A 15283-nucleotide genomic window follows, 5' to 3' on the forward strand; every position below is an offset into this window, starting at 1 on the left:
AAACAGCTTTCTAGATTTGTGTTTTGACTGAAAAGTGAAGACACACCAAATTTTGCTTGGCGACCATAGCGCTTTGGACCCACCTGACTCCATGCCGAACTCAGTAGTGAAACGAAGCAGCGCCGATGGTAGTGTGGGGTCTCCCCATGTGAGAGTAGGACATCGCCAGGCTCTCATTGCTTATCTTGTTGATAGCTCGATGCTTTTGATATCTGMGATGCTCATGTATTGGCATACACTGCGCGTCTCGATTCAAAATCCTCATCGCATCAAACAAGATAATCTAATTAGAGCTTAATATTGGGCTTTAGTTAGCAAATATTTAAGCATCAAAGCAATTAAGTGTAAGACTTTGATGAAAAAGAATTGGTGCGGAGTGGTAGTTCAGTTGGTTAGAATACCGGCCTGTCACGCCGGGGGTCGCGGGTTCGAGTCCCGTCCACTCCGCCACTACTTAGAAGCCCTAGCTGAAAAGCTGGGGTTTTTTGCGTTTAAGCCCTGAGTAAATAGCTGCTTATGTTAACCCCTAGGGTACCAATTGCGACATGTGCGAGCCTGAGTGCCTGAACGCAACCCCTTCATATTAGACTGTCATCTATTACTGTTAAGCACTTAGCGTTAGCTAATCGTTGTAGATGATGCAGACATAAAAAAGCGCCTTGCGGCGCTTTTAATGGTTTATGCCATGCCTTGGATGACCACAAACTTTTCTAGGAGCTGATCCTCGGTCTCGACATTATCGGGATCGGTGATAATGCACTTGGAGATCGGGCAAACCGACTGGCACGTCGGTTTGTCGTAATGGCCTTTACACTCGGTGCATAAATCGGGCTCGATCTCAAAGATCTCGGAACCCATCGAGATGGCCCCGTTGGGACACTCGGGCTCACACATATCGCAGTTTATGCATTTATCGGTGATGAGTAGTGCCATATTACTTACCCGATGGGTTACGCGTATCTTGGCCTGATTGTAGGTTACGCATCAGTAGCGCGTACTCTAGATCCATATCAGCGGGCACGGGAATAAACACGAAATGGCCGCTGCCTTTGGCATCGTCGATCGCTTCTGATTTGCGGTTTTCCATCGCCTCTAAGGTGAAATGCACATTGCCGCGTGGCGTCATTAGCTCCATGCTGTCACCGAGCATAAATTTATTCTTCACTTCCACTTCGGCCAGATCGCCTCGACGCTTGCCAGTGAATTCGCCGACAAATTGCTGCTGCTCAGAAATCGAGTAACCATAGTCGTAGTTTTGATAGCTATCGTGGGTATGACGGCGCAAAAAGCCTTCGGTGTAGCCTCGGTGTGCAAGGTTCTCGAGGGTATTCATCAGGCTCTCATCGAATGGTTTACCGGCCACGGCATCATCAATGGCTTGGCGATACACCTGTGCTGTGCGTGCGCAGTAATAGAACGACTTAGTACGGCCTTCGATTTTGAGCGAATGAACGCCCATTTGCGTAAGCCGTTCAACGTGCTGAATGGCGCGCAAGTCTTTTGAGTTCATGATGTAGGTGCCGTGCTCATCTTCGTATGCCGCCATTAACTCACCGGGACGTCCACCTTCTTCGAGCAATACTACGTCATCAACCGGCTCGCCTTTACCAAGTGTGGGAGTCACTTCTTGAACTTGTACCACCTGGCCAGCATCGTCTTCTTTGCCTTGATGGACTTTGTAATCCCAGCGGCAAGCATTGGTGCAGGTACCTTGGTTTGGATCGCGCTTATTAATATAGCCTGATAGCAAACAACGACCAGAATACGCCATACAGAGCGCACCGTGAACAAACACCTCAAGCTCCATTTCAGGGCAGTGTTGGCGGATGTCTTCGATCTCTTCCAGTGATAATTCACGCGATAAGATCACACGCTCAATGCCTTGTTGTTGCCAAAACTTAACCGTGGCCCAGTTAATCGCATTAGCTTGCACGGAAAGATGAATCGGCATATCAGGAAAATGTTCGCGGACCATCATGATAAGGCCAGGATCCGACATGATCAGCGCATCAGGACCCATATCAATGATAGGTTTAAGATCACGAATAAAGGTTTTAAGCTTTGCGTTGTGCGGCTGAATGTTGCAAACCACGTAGAATCTTTTTCCCTGCGCATGGGCTTCGTCGATCCCAATTTTTAGGTTGTCGTGGTTAAATTCATTGTTGCGCACACGCAGGCTATAGCGTGGTTGACCGGCGTAAACAGCGTCAGCCCCGTAGGCAAACGCGTAGCGCATGTTCTTTAGGCTACCGGCGGGAGAGAGTAATTCTGGCGTCAACATAATTCCAAGCTTGAGTCTGAGTGTAAGTCAGGCACCTTCACGTTGAAGGTGAGTGTGGGCGCCATTTTACTGTGACATTGCCCACACTACCAGCCGAATTTACCTAATCTTTGTAAGGGTTAATGCGGTAAAGGATTAGTCGGTTTTCAGTCCGCCTAGCGCGGTAAATATGCCATCGAGCAAGGTGTCGAGCTCACCACACATGAGTGATAAATCTGCATCAAGGCGAGCAGCGACATCTTCGCGGTCAATATCGGCGTTTTGATCGCGGATTTCCTCTGAGAATTTGAGCCGCTTTAGGCTAAGATCGTCGCCAAGAACGAAGTGAACTTGCTCTTGCCAATCCATCGATAACTTAGTGACTTGTTTGTCTGCCTCAAGGTGCGCTTGGATCTCATCACTGGTGAGATCTTGCTGCTTACATTTGATCACCCCACCTTCTTCGAGTAGCGCTTTAAGCTCGGCCTCATCACCGAGGTGGAAGCCTTGTGGGGCTTGGCCTTGCTTGACCCATTCTGTCATCGCTTGCTCGGTTGGTGTTTCCGTTTCAACCGGCACCACGGGCAAACTGCCAATCGATTTACGTAATAGGGCGAGCAGCTCTTCCCCTTTTTTAATGCTTGCCGCATCAACGAGGATCAAGCCTTTATCGGCCATAATCAGCGCACACATCTGGCTTTGGCGAGTAAACGCGCGTGGTAATAGCTCCATGACCACATCGTCTTTTAAGCTGTCTTTCTCGCGCTTTTTCAAGCGTTGACCCTGCGCTTGCTCCATGGCGTCCACTTTTTCTTCCAAGGCATCTTTAATGACCGAGGCAGGTAAGAGCTTTTCTTCTTTGCGAGCGCGGATCAGAATATTGTTACCGCTGATATGGGTGAGCATATCGCCGTGTTTACCCAACGCATGATCCCAGCCAAATTTTTGCATGTCTTGGCTGCCACACGGGGTAAAATCGAATTCTTTCAGCTGGCTTTCCAACTGAGCGGGATCGAGAGGAATATCACGGGTGAGACGATAGACGAGTAAATTCTTAAACCAAATCATGGCGAGGCTTTATCCATCCTGTTGTGAGAAAGGCAACATGGTATTGCATTCACTCTCGAATGTCGCTGCAATTAGCGTAGAATTTAACCCTACTCGCGTGTTGTGCGAGATGCACTTGCCGAACGCTCAAATAAAATGGATTACCCCAGCTGTGTTAAAAATCATTCATACCTCCGACTGGCACCTTGGTCATCAGCTTCACGGTTACGATCGTCAATATGAACATCAAGTCTTTCTCGATTGGCTCAAGCAATGTCTCATTGATGAGCAAGCCGATGCATTGTTAGTGGCCGGTGATGTGTTTGATACGGCGAATCCACCGGCAAGCGCATGGCGGATGCTGTATCGCTTTTTAGCCGACATAGCAAAAGCATTGCCCCATTTAAATGTGGTGATCACCGGGGGAAATCATGATTCACCTAGCAAACTCGACGCCCCACATGAGCTTCTAAAAGCCTTTGATTTACACTTAATTGGTGCCATTGCCCGCGATAATGATGGGCGTTTAGACACCGAACGCATGATGGTACCGATCATTGATAACAGTGGCGAGACGGCAGCATGGATACTCGCGGTGCCTTTTTTACGCAGTGGTGATTTGCGTACTGAAGGGTTGGGAGAAGAGGATGATCGTCTCATCGAAGGGGTTCGACAGGTTTATCAGCAAACCGAACAAGCGGCGCGCGCTAAGTGCAAAGGGATGCAAGCATTGATCGCGATGGGGCATGTGTATATGGCCAGTGGTGAATTATCAGAGATGTCAGAGCGGCGTATTCTAGGTGGTAACCAGCATGCGCTGCCCGCTGATATTTTCAGTGACGATGTGGCCTATGTCGCGCTTGGGCATTTGCATTTAGCTCAGCAAGTCGCCAAACAAACACGGATTCGTTATTGCGGCTCACCGCTTCCCCTATCACTGTCAGAGCGCCATTATCGGCATCAAGTGTTGGCCGTTACATTAGAAGGTAACCAACTGCAGAGTGTGACGCCTCACATTGTCCCGCGTGCCGTGGATCTCTGGCGGGTGCCAGAAAAAGCTTCGCCACTTGACACTGTGTTAGCGAGCTTGGCAGCGTTGGCGCCGCAAGATTTGCCGCTCGCTCAGCAACCCTTACTCGATGTGCCTGTGCTGTTAGATAAACCACAGCCGATGTTACGCGAGAAGATTTTAGCCGTGCTTGAGGACAAACCTGTGCGTCTGGCAAAGATTACGCCGCATTATCGCGAGACATCCCAAGATACGGGCTTTCGCCAGCAACACCTTTCCGACGTAGAACCGTTTCAGGTATTACGTCATGGCTGGCAACAAAAATATCAAGGTGAGCCGGATGAGGCGTTATCGGCGACGTTTTCTCACTTATTGGAGCAATTGGAACAGGACGAGGACCAATAAATCATGAAAATTCTGGCATTGCGTGGCGAGAATTTAGCCAGTATCCAATACCCGTTTGCGTTGGACTTCTCCCAAGGCCCACTCGGTGATAGCGGTTTGTTTGCCATCACGGGGAAAACGGGCGCAGGAAAATCGACGCTTTTGGATGCGATTTGTTTGGCGCTATACGATAAGATCCCGCGTTTTCAATCCAATAAAAAACACGATGCCGATATTGGTTTGGGCGACCCGGCAACCCGAGTTAAAGCCAATGACGTTCGGAGTATTTTGTCTCGAGGCAAAGGCGAAGGTTATGCCGAAGTCGACTTTCTTGCTCATGATGGCAGCCGCTGGCGTGCACATTGGTCGGTGCGTCGTGCGCGAGGAAAAGCAGACGGTCGGATCCAAGCCAGTGAGCACTGGTTACAAAACCTGACCACAGACCAGCGTATTGCGGGCAAAAAACAAGAAGTGCTGAGCGAGATAGAGCGTCTAGTGGGGCTCAGTTATGAGCAATTCCGCCGTGCGGTAATGTTACCGCAGGGGGATTTTGCTGCGTTTCTAAAAGCCTCGGCAGATGACAGAGCGGCGTTGCTTGAACGTATGACAGGCACGGAAATCTACAGCCGTTTGTCGCAAATGGCGCATGAGCGTGCGCGTGAAGAAAAAAACGCGCTGGATCAGCTCACCCAACAGCTTGGGGATATTAACATACTCAGTGATGACGAAGAGCAACAACTGCACCAAGCGCAACAAACGTGTCAGCAGCAGATTCAAACGCAGCAACGGCAATTAAAAAAACTGAATGATTATCGCCAGCAGCACACGCATTTGGCGCAGGCGGAACAAGGGCTCGCCGCTGCCCAAAAAGCCTTGGATGAAGCCAGTGACGCGCGAAAAGGGGTGGCGGCGCGGCGGCAAAAACTGGATGACATTGCGCGCGTGCAAGTGGCCAGAGACGATTGGCAGGCTGTGCAAACGCGTCAATGGCAGCAGCAGGCATTAACGCAGGATCTTATTCACTTGGCGCGCGAAGAGCGAGCGATAGCCGACGATTATGAGGTGCAAGCCGCGCACTGGCAAGACGCTAACCGAGGGGTCACGGAAGCGGAGCAAGCTTGGGCTGATATCGAACCTAAAATACGTGAGGCGCAGCAGCTAGATACGCAGTTGGCAGGATTAGACAGCCAAATGCATGAGCAAAATATGGCGCTGAATGCACAACAGCAAAAGTACCGGCATGCCCAGCAAACACTCACGCAAACGCGTGAAAAATCTCAACAACAGGCGCAGCGAGCGCACGCATTAGAGCAGGAGATTGCGCGTTACGGGGACTTTTCACATATTGCTGAGCATTATCAGCCAGTATTCGACAATCTTCGCCAATACTTAGACTGCCAAGACACCCTGACCGCGTTACAAGAAGAATATCAAACGCGTTACCGCCAACGTCAGCAGTGGGCACCACAACGAGAGAAAATCGACCAAGATATTGCGCAGGTCGATGACAGCAGCGTGCAATTGAAAACCAAGCGTCAGGCGGCAAACCCTGAATCCTTGTTCGCGGCACAAGAAGCCGACCAAGCACGTTATGCCAAGCTTCAGCAGCAAAAACGGCAACAAGAGTCACTGCTCCATGAGGCGCAAAATTGGCAATATTGGCAAGAACGCTGCCAGCATAACCATGTAGAGTTTGAAAAGCATGAAGCGATTTATCGCGACAGCCAAACGCATTTAGACCGACTTAAAGAGACGCTGACCCGTGAACAGGCCCAGGTTGATGAAGCGCAACATAGCTTGCAACAAGCAATGGCTGTTGTCGAGTTAGACGATCTTCGTCAAGCGCTGAAAGAGGGCGATCCGTGTCCGTTATGTGGGGCAACTGAGCATCCTTACTTGCATCACGCACCGGCAATTGAAGGCATGATCGCGCAGCAACAGTCGCGTGTCGATGCGTTGCAAGCCTCTTATAATCAACACAACGCCGAATACTATTACTGGCAAAAACAGCATCAACACAGCCAGCATGTCTGTGCCGAACTACGGGAGCAGGGCTTAGAGTGGCAGGCTGAGCGTCAGCAGTATGAGAACGGGCTACGCGACGCAATGGTAGAGCTTGGGTGGCAGTTGGCGCCTGAACAACCCCTCGATGAGACGTTGAGCGAGATAGAAGCGCACGCAAAACAAACCGACAGCGACTATCACGCTTGTTATCAGGCGATCACTGCACGTCAACACCAGTTAGCGCAAATTCAGCAAATGGATGCCGCGTTGAGTGATTTACAACACGCACGAGAACAGCTTGTTGCGCGCCGACATCAACTGGATCAGTCATTGACCGAGTGTGAGACGCGGCTGAGCGCCATTGATGAGCAGTGGCAGCAACAACACGAACAGCTGACGCGCGTGAGCCAAGCGCTTGATCAGCAACTCGGTGCAGGACAGTGGCTCACAAGCCTGCAACAGGTGGGCGCCGCACGTTATATTCGCCAGATGGAGCAAAAAATTCAGGGCTATCGTGCGCTGCAGGACGAAAAAACATCGCTTGCCACGCAAAAACAACAGATAGAGACCGAGCTAGCGTCATTAACCCAGCAGTGTCAGAGCCTGTCAGAGGACACGCAGGCACGGCAAGCGCAATTAGTGAATCTGGCGCAAGCGCATCAACAGCGCAGCGCGGCGCGTCAGGCGTTGATCCCCGATTCAGACTTGGCGGCGCTTGAACAGGCGTATAAATCAGCAATCGAGGCGCAAAAGACTAAGCGTGCGCAGGCTGAGCAAGCCTATAGCCAAGCCAGTGAAAAGCGGGCAGGGGTACAGGCACGTCAGCAAACCTTGCGCCAACAACAGCAAGAGGCTGCGCAACAGTATCGCGCCAGTGTTCGACGTTGGGTCCAATGGCAGCCGACACTAGCCATGCATCAATACGACATCCTCCAAGCTTTATCTTACTCTGAAACCTGGCGAGCCAGTGAGCGGGAAGCGATCAGTGAAGTAGAAGCGGCTTACCAAGAAGCTAACACGCGCTTAGACGAACGTCAGCAACAATTAAGCCATTGCCAGCAGGCGATGGCCGCGGCGCAAGTGTGGTTTGATGAGCAGCAGCTACCGGATGATGATGCCGCGTTGACCGCCCAGCACGATGCCTGGCAACACGCGTTAGAAGACGCCGAGCAGCAGCTGTTTACCTTGCGTCACCAATTAACCGAATCAGAGAAGGCCAAACAGCAGGCCGGATCGCTGACCGAGAAAATTGACGCGCAGCGTAGCCAAACGGAACAGTGGTTAAAACTGGCCGATTTAATTGGCTCGGCCAGCGGAGCTAAATTCCGTAATCTCGCACAATCGCTGACGCTGGCGCAGCTGGTCGAGATTGCCAATGAGCATTTGGCCTCATTATCACCTCGTTATGCGTTACAAACCGTGCCCGATAGCTTACTGGCGTTGCAAGTCGTTGATCATGATATGGGCGATGAAGTACGCAGTGTTGAGTCCTTATCTGGCGGTGAAAGCTTTCTGGTCTCTTTGTCACTGGCGCTTGCGCTGGCATCATTAGCGGCGGATACACGGCAACTTGGCTCCTTATTCATAGACGAGGGCTTTGGCACACTGGATCCGGAAAGCCTGGAAATGGCGTTGGCCTGTTTAGACACCTTGCAAGCCGACGGGCGGCAAATTGGGGTCATTTCCCATGTAGGCACACTGGTTGAGCGCATTGGTGCGCAAGTGCGCGTCGATAGTCAAGGTGGGGGCGCTAGCCGCGTCCTGGTCACACAGCAAGGTGTTGGCTAGGTCACAGCCTGTTCACACAACGCGAAATTTGCTCGCGCCGGGTCACAAAAATGTCATAATAAATGCACATAATGGCGCCAGTTAAATGATAACACTAGGTAATTATCATGGTTAGACGGATTCTCGTTGTTGAAGACGAAGCCCCCATTCGCGAGATGCTTTGTTTTGTCTTAGAGCAAAAAGGCTATCAAACGGTTGAGGCAGAAGACTACGACTCAGCGCTGGCGCAAATATGCGAGCCTTACCCAGAAATGATCCTCATGGATTGGATGTTACCTGGTGGATCTGGACTCAACTTGATTAAACATTTGAAGCGTGAAGAGCTTACGCGTCAAATCCCAGTGGTGATGCTGACCGCTCGGGGCGAAGAAGAAGATAAAGTTCGAGGCCTTGAAGTGGGTGCCGATGATTACATCACCAAGCCTTTCTCACCGAAAGAGTTAATCGCACGACTGAAAGCGGTCATGCGGCGTGTCTCACCGACCACGTTGGAAGATGTGATTGAAGTGCAAGGTTTAAAACTCGACCCGGTTTCACACCGTGTTACAGCGAATGATGATCCCCTTGATATGGGGCCAACCGAGTTCAAACTTCTACATTTTTTTATGACTCACCAAGAGCGTGTCTATAGCCGTGAACAGCTGCTTAACAATGTTTGGGGCACCAATGTTTACGTTGAAGATAGAACGGTTGATGTGCATATTCGTCGCCTGAGAAAGGTGTTAGAGGCGGGTGGACATGCTAAGTTAGTACAAACCGTACGTGGGGCGGGGTATCGCTTCTCAACACGTAGCTAGAACATCCCTTTAAAGGGGTGAGGCGATATGGAGATATAATGGTCGAACGACTGTCTTGGAAGAAGCTAGCCTGGGAGCTGGCTTTTTTTTATTTACCTTGGCTCGTAGTAGGTGGATTGTTTGGCGGCCTACCTTGGTTATTACTCGGCGCCACCGTAGCGATGCTATTGTGGCACTTGCACCAGCAAATAAAGCTGTCTGACTGGTTATGGAAAGACAAAAGCTTAACGCCCCCATCCGGTACGGGATCGTGGGAGCCTTTATTTAATGGTATTTATCGCTTACAAAAGCGTAACCGTCGGCGTCGTAAAGAGCTTGCTAACTTAATTCGCCGTTTTCGTAACGGCGCGGAGTCTTTGCCCGATGCGGTGGTGGTATTTGAGCGCGATGGCGCCATTGTTTGGTGTAACAAACTCGCTCAGGAGCTACTTGGCTTGCGCATGCCGGATGATAACGGCCAGCATATTAGTAACTTGATCCGCGCACCGGAATTTGTCAGTTATATCGCCAATGCCAATTACGATACGGCGCTGGAAATGCGTTCTCATCTGAATAGCGCTCGCACACTCGAATTTCGGACCATGCCCTACGCGGAAGGCGAATATTTGATGGTGGTGCGTGACATCACACAGTTAAAGCAACTGGAAGGTATGCGACGTAATTTTTTCGCCAACGTTTCGCACGAGCTGCGCACACCAATGACGGTATTGCGTGGGTACTTAGAAATGACTGAAGATCCGGATATGGTTGTTGGACCCATGTGGCCAAAAGCACATGGTGTGATGACAGAGCAATTATCTCGGATGGAATCCTTGGTTGAGCAACTGCTTACGCTGTCTAAAATTGAAGCTGCAGCCAAGCCCGATCTCGATCATCATGTTGATGTTCCCGCGATGCTCGATGTGCTGCAAAAAGAGGCTCAGGCATTAAGTGGTAACAGTGAGCATGTACTTACCTTTGACGTCGACACGGCGTTGAAAGTCCGCGGCAATGATGATCAGCTGCGCAGTGCGATCTCAAACCTTGTTTATAATGCGGTGAAACACACCCCCGCCCAGGCAGAGATCCAGGTGCGTTGGTATCGTTCTAAAAAAGGCCCGCGCTTAGAGGTTATCGACAGTGGTGAGGGCATTCCGCCACAACATTTAGACCGATTGACTGAGCGATTTTATCGTGTCGACAAAGCGCGATCGCGAGAAACCGGTGGCAGTGGGCTAGGGCTTGCGATAGTTAAACACGCGCTAAGCCACCATGATGCTGAACTGGATATTAAAAGCGAAGTCGGGATAGGTAGCACGTTTGCATTCACGTTGCCGGAGCGGCTCGCATGTTAAAACGCGTTATCTTGTTTGTTTGTCTCGTATGGAGTCTGGATGCGTTAAGCCAAACCCATCCTTTACCGGATTACCAACGTACCAGCGGCATATCCGGCAACTTAAGCTCTGTGGGCTCTGATACACTCGGTAATCTTATGGCGGCGTGGACAGGCGGATTTAAGCGCTTGCATCCGGGCGTCAWTGTGCAGTTGCAGACCCCTGGCTCGGCATCGGCGGCGCCCGCGCTGGTGGAGGGCACTGCGCAACTTGGGCCAATGAGCCGCGCGATGCGTGTCAGTGAGGAAAACGCCTTTCAAGCGCGGTTCGGTTACCCCCCAACCGCAGTCCCAGTTGCGATTGACGCGATGGCCGTCTATGTCCATCAAGACAATCCACTTCGTACTATCAGTTTTCAACAGCTTGACGCGCTCTTTTCCAGAACGCTGTGGTGCGGTGCGAGTGACCCTATTACAACCTGGGGGCAGCTGGGCTTAACCGGCCGCTGGCAGCATCGTGATTTACAGTTGTTTGGCCGAAATTCGGTCTCTGGCACCTATGGTTATTTTAAGCAATCAGCCCTGTGTCGCGGCGATTTTCGAGCCGATGTGAATGAGCAGCCCGGTTCGGCGTCGGTGGTACAGTCGGTGGCTTCCTCACTCCATGCTATCGGTTATGCAGGGATCGGTCATCAAGCCTCGGGCGCCCGTATGCTTGCGATTTCTCGTCATGGCGACAAAGCCGTTATCCCTAGTGACAGGGCGATTCGAGAAGGTAAGTACCCACTTACTCGACATCTCTATTTATATATCAACAAAGCGCCGCATCAACCGCTTGCGCCTTTAGATGCCGCATTTATGCGATATATTCTCTCTAAGCAAGGACAAAAAGCCGTCAGCCAGCAAGGATATATTCCATTGCCGGCAGAAACGGTACACGCACAGCGACAGGCGCTGGGATTGGATTAGTCGTTACAGGTCAACGCCCAGTTTACGGATTGCCAGTATTGTTTTTCGGCTTCAAGATCGGCGGCTAATAAGCGGTTATCTTGGAGCCACCTTGCAGGGAAACCGAGCTGCCATGTTCCTTTTTTATCCACATTCAGTGCGATATCAGGTAGTGGCTGGTCGTTACGTTGGGAGTGCAACACACAGGCTAACCGTAATGCGCAAATGAGGGTTTCAATCAGTTTCGGCTTAAACAAAGTAAACTTGGGCATCTCATTGAGCTTTAGCGCCTTTCGATGAAAGCGTGCCAATGTCGCGAGCACCGTCTGCTGCTCTTGATTAAAACCCGGCAAATTGGTGTGGTGTAAAATATAGGCTGAATGTTTGTGATACCCCGGATAGCCAATGCTCAGGCCAACTTCATGGAGCAGTGCTGCCCAGTTGAGCAATCCGGCGAGCTCGGACTTTTTACTGCCTTTATCCGGTTCTGCTTGCGCATAAAAGTGTGCCGCCGTTTGCTGTACACGTCGAGCATGACTCAGATCGATATTGTAGCGAGCCGCCATGTCATCTGTGGTGCGGCCGCGGATATCCGTACGCTGAAAACGATCTTCCATCTCATAGAGTAAACCTTCACGCAGTGCCCCGTCGGAAAAGCGCAGTGACTCGATGGCTAACGCATCAAATATCCCCGACAAGATAGCCACACCCGCAGCAAACACAGGTTGCCTATCGGCTGATAAGCCTGGCAAATTGATGCTCTCACTGGTTTTAAATGTCAGTAGCGTTTCAATCAAACTATCCAGGCGTTTGCGGGTGATTATGCCATCGTCGTCACCCAAGCCGATGATGACCTCACGAATCGCTTTCACCGTTCCTGAAGCCCCTAAAGCCACTTGCCAGCCTGCTTGGCGGTATTGGCTTGCGAGACTCTCTAGTTTTTGCCGAGTGGCGAGCTGAGCGGCCGCAAATTGCTTTGAGCTAATGGCCCCTTTGGGGAAAAACCGTTCATTATAGCTCACACAGCCCATGCGTTTGCTATTAACCAGCAGGGGGTCAAAGTTATCACCAATGACTAATTCTGTGCTGCCGCCACCAATATCGATGACGAGTTTGCGGCCGATATTTTGTTGGGTGTGTGACACGCCCATGTAAATCAAACGCGCTTCTTCCTCACCCGAAATAACTTCTATTGGGTAAGGGAAAACTTGATTCGCTCGCTGGATAAACGTCTCGATATTACGAGATTGGCGTAACGTGTGGGTCGCGGCAATGCGGATGTTATCCACGTCAATACCGTTGAGGCGCTCAGCGAACATGGCTAAACATTCCACGCCTCGATCAATCGCTTCATCGCTAAGACAATGGTGGCTGTCTAGCCCCGCAGCGAGACGAACGCGCTGTTTATGGCGGCTGACGATTTGAAGCCCTTCACCGACGACGCGTGCGACGACCATGTGGAAACTGTTGGAGCCGAGATCAACCGCAGCAATCTCGCGCGGTTTATCCTTTGACTGGGGGTGTGTCATGTTGCAACTTTTCCGCGTGTTTGAGTGCTTGGCGTTCTATGTGTTTGAGGTAATCATAGATCTCGACTTGTGAGCGGATCTTTTTCTTGTTACCGCGTTTAACATAGGCGTTAGACATGGCTTTGTCGATGACTCGTGCTTTGGCGCGATCGGCAAATTGAATTTCCAAGATTGCCATGATGCGATCTTTGAGTCTTGGATCGCGAATGGGTGCCCCCACTTCAATACGATTATCAATATTTCGGGTCATCCAATCGGCAGATGAAATATAGATATCACGTTCACCGCCATTTTCAAAGGCAAACACACGTGGATGCTCGAGAAAGCGGTCCACAATACTGATCGCCTTGATGTTTTGACTCACTCCTTTTACACCCGGCACGAGCGAGCACATGCCGCGGACGATAATTCGAATTTTGACCCCTTCATTGCTGGCTTTGTATAAGAGATTAACTAAGCCTCTATCAACGAGGTTATTGACTTTAAGCGTAATGCCAGCTTTGCGTTTGGCGCGCGCATGTTCAATCTCGCGCTCGATCAATTTACACATTCGGCGGCGTGAGTTACGCGGCGACACAATCAGGTGGTTAAACTTTACTGGGCGATAAGGGTTCTCGATAAAGTCGAAAACTTTTCGGATCTCTGAGGTGAGTTGTTGATCGGCAGTAAAAAGCGCAAAGTCAGTATAGATTCGTGCCGTTTTTTCATGAAAATTGCCGGTACCAATATGGCCATAATCGCGAAGTTCGCCATCTTCGCGGCGAGATATCAAGCACAGCTTGGAGTGAATTTTTAGCCCTGGCGTGCCGAATACCACTTTGACTCCTGCGTCGGTCAGTACCCGTGACCACTCGATATTGGCCTCTTCATCAAATCGTGCCTGAAGTTCAACCACCACAGTGACGCGCTTACCGTTATTGGCAGCATCAATCATTGAATTGATAATCCGCGAGTTCTTTGCCACGCGATACACGTTGATCCGAATGCTACGCACTTTAGGGTCAAACGATGCTTGTCGCACCAGCTCGGTCATATGCCGAAAGGTATGATAGGGGTAGTACAACAGTATGTCGCGTTCACGTATGGCCCGAAACGCATTGTTTTGCAATTGAAAATCGGCACTCTCGAAAGGCGGCAGCGGTGCGTTTTCTAGATACTGGCGTCCCACATTGGGAAAGCCGATAAAATCACGAAAGTTATGATAGCGCGCCCCGGGTAGCACACTGTCATAATCAGAAATCTTTAAAACTTGGATGAGTTTGTTCACCATTTCAGGTGGCATATCACGCTGATACACAAACCGAACAGGCAGGGCGGTTAAGCGTTGGTCCAAGCTTTCTGACATATTTTCGAGCAGGCTATGTTCGACTTCGTTGGTCAAATCGTATTCGGCGTCACGCGTCATTTTCATCGCATAAGCGTCGACGGTATCGTAATCGAACAAACCACTGAAAATCTGATCAACACAGAGTCGAATAATATTGTCCAATAAGATAATGGTTTTGCGCTGCCGCTTTCCTTTAGGCTCAGGCACTTTGACGAACCGGTCCAGATCGTCGGTTGGGATCTCAATTAAGGCATATTTTGGCTCTTCACCGGCTTTTTTTAGCTCGACTGCTAAATAGGAATAAGCGTCTTTTAAAAAGCTTAAAACATCGACATCTTTATTGAGCATGATCGGTGTAATGTAAGGCAAGATATTGCTACGAAAATAGCGTTTGAGCCATTGGGCTTGATGCTCCGACAGTTGTCGTTCATTCACCAAAAAGATATTGCGGCGTGCCATTTCAAGCAAAATATCATTATATAGATGATCGAAATCTTGATTGAGCTTGACCACTTTCGCTTGAATTTTACTGAGTAACTCCTTGGCGTGACTATCCACTCCGCGCTCTTCATCAATAATGATACGGCGTTTCACATCGGCAAATCGTACTTGATAAAATTCATCAAGATTGGATGAAAAAATACCTAAAAAGCGAACCCGTTCGATAATCGGCACGCTTTTGTCCGCAGCTTCCTGCAGTACGCGCTCGTTAAAGGAGAGCCAGCTCAGTTCTTTGTCGACATGATGGGAGTCTAAAGTCATAGCGTGTGAGAAAATCCTGTTCTACTGAATAAGATGGCTGTCAGCAAGACCGCTAAAGCGTCAGACAGCCTTTCAAGGGCTTTGTACAATACGCTGATGTTGGCTGCACTTTGTAG

The 15283-nt window shown here is 50.2% G+C and carries 10 protein-coding genes, 1 tRNA gene and 1 rRNA gene; 7 read left to right on the top strand and 5 right to left on the bottom strand.

The genetic code is table 11. The features are described from left to right. The first annotated feature begins 55 nt into the window (after positions 1-55). A 5S ribosomal RNA gene (gene rrf, locus BZG76_RS03965) occupies positions 56-171 on the top strand. Positions 172-373: 202 nt separating this feature from the next. Next, positions 374-450: transfer RNA gene (locus BZG76_RS03970), tRNA-Asp, on the top strand. 228 nt (positions 451-678) lie between these two features. Here BZG76_RS03970 and BZG76_RS03975 read toward each other — a convergent pair. The 3 genes from BZG76_RS03975 to rdgC all read right to left on the bottom strand — a co-directional run bounded on the left by BZG76_RS03975 (position 679) and on the right by rdgC (position 3325). Further along, the gene (locus tag BZG76_RS03975; RefSeq protein WP_021022889.1) at positions 679-933 is read right to left on the bottom strand and encodes a YfhL family 4Fe-4S dicluster ferredoxin; all 255 of its coding nucleotides are present in this window, start codon (positions 931-933) and stop codon (positions 679-681) included. A gap of 1 nt (position 934) precedes the next feature. Then, positions 935-2281 (bottom strand): prephenate-dependent tRNA uridine(34) hydroxylase TrhP, encoded by a 1347-nt coding sequence (gene trhP / locus BZG76_RS03980; RefSeq protein WP_021022890.1) that lies wholly within the window; start codon positions 2279-2281, stop codon positions 935-937. Positions 2282-2416: 135 nt separating this feature from the next. Further along, positions 2417-3325 carry a recombination-associated protein RdgC gene (gene rdgC / locus BZG76_RS03985; protein ID WP_025744607.1) on the bottom strand — a complete coding sequence of 303 codons (909 nt, stop codon included), beginning with the start codon at positions 3323-3325 and terminating at the stop codon, positions 2417-2419. Positions 3326-3365: 40 nt separating this feature from the next. Between rdgC and BZG76_RS03990 the strand changes: the two genes are divergently transcribed. The 5 genes from BZG76_RS03990 (at position 3366) to BZG76_RS04010 (ending at position 11570) form a co-directional block, all read left to right on the top strand. Then, positions 3366-4721 carry an exonuclease SbcCD subunit D C-terminal domain-containing protein gene (locus BZG76_RS03990; RefSeq protein WP_241824045.1) on the top strand — a complete coding sequence of 452 codons (1356 nt, stop codon included), beginning with the start codon at positions 3366-3368 and terminating at the stop codon, positions 4719-4721. A gap of 3 nt (positions 4722-4724) precedes the next feature. Next, complete coding sequence (locus tag BZG76_RS03995; RefSeq protein WP_077460250.1) at positions 4725-8492, top strand: AAA family ATPase; 3768 nt, start codon at positions 4725-4727, stop codon at positions 8490-8492. 107 nt (positions 8493-8599) lie between these two features. Beyond that, positions 8600-9289: a phosphate regulon transcriptional regulator PhoB gene (gene phoB / locus BZG76_RS04000; RefSeq protein ID WP_021022894.1), complete on the top strand. Its 690-nt coding sequence runs from the start codon at positions 8600-8602 to the stop codon at positions 9287-9289. A 38-nt stretch (positions 9290-9327) separates the two neighbouring features. After that, on the top strand, positions 9328-10623 hold the full coding sequence (phoR, locus tag BZG76_RS04005; RefSeq protein ID WP_021022895.1) for a phosphate regulon sensor histidine kinase PhoR: 1296 nt from the start codon (positions 9328-9330) through the stop codon (positions 10621-10623). After that, positions 10617-11570 carry a PstS family phosphate ABC transporter substrate-binding protein gene (locus BZG76_RS04010; RefSeq protein WP_077460251.1) on the top strand — a complete coding sequence of 318 codons (954 nt, stop codon included), beginning with the start codon at positions 10617-10619 and terminating at the stop codon, positions 11568-11570. The genes phoR and BZG76_RS04010 overlap by 7 nt, the downstream gene beginning before the upstream one ends. Here BZG76_RS04010 and ppx read toward each other — a convergent pair. Next, the gene (gene ppx, locus BZG76_RS04015) at positions 11567-13078 is read right to left on the bottom strand and encodes an exopolyphosphatase (protein WP_077460252.1); all 1512 of its coding nucleotides are present in this window, start codon (positions 13076-13078) and stop codon (positions 11567-11569) included. The genes BZG76_RS04010 and ppx overlap by 4 nt on opposite strands. Beyond that, on the bottom strand, positions 13053-15167 hold the full coding sequence (ppk1, locus tag BZG76_RS04020; protein ID WP_077460253.1) for a polyphosphate kinase 1: 2115 nt from the start codon (positions 15165-15167) through the stop codon (positions 13053-13055). The genes ppx and ppk1 overlap by 26 nt, the downstream gene beginning before the upstream one ends. Positions 15168-15283 lie beyond the last annotated feature (116 nt).

It is taken from the genome of Salinivibrio sp. AR647, from assembly GCF_001995415.1.
Lineage (GTDB): Bacteria > Pseudomonadota > Gammaproteobacteria > Enterobacterales > Vibrionaceae > Salinivibrio > Salinivibrio costicola.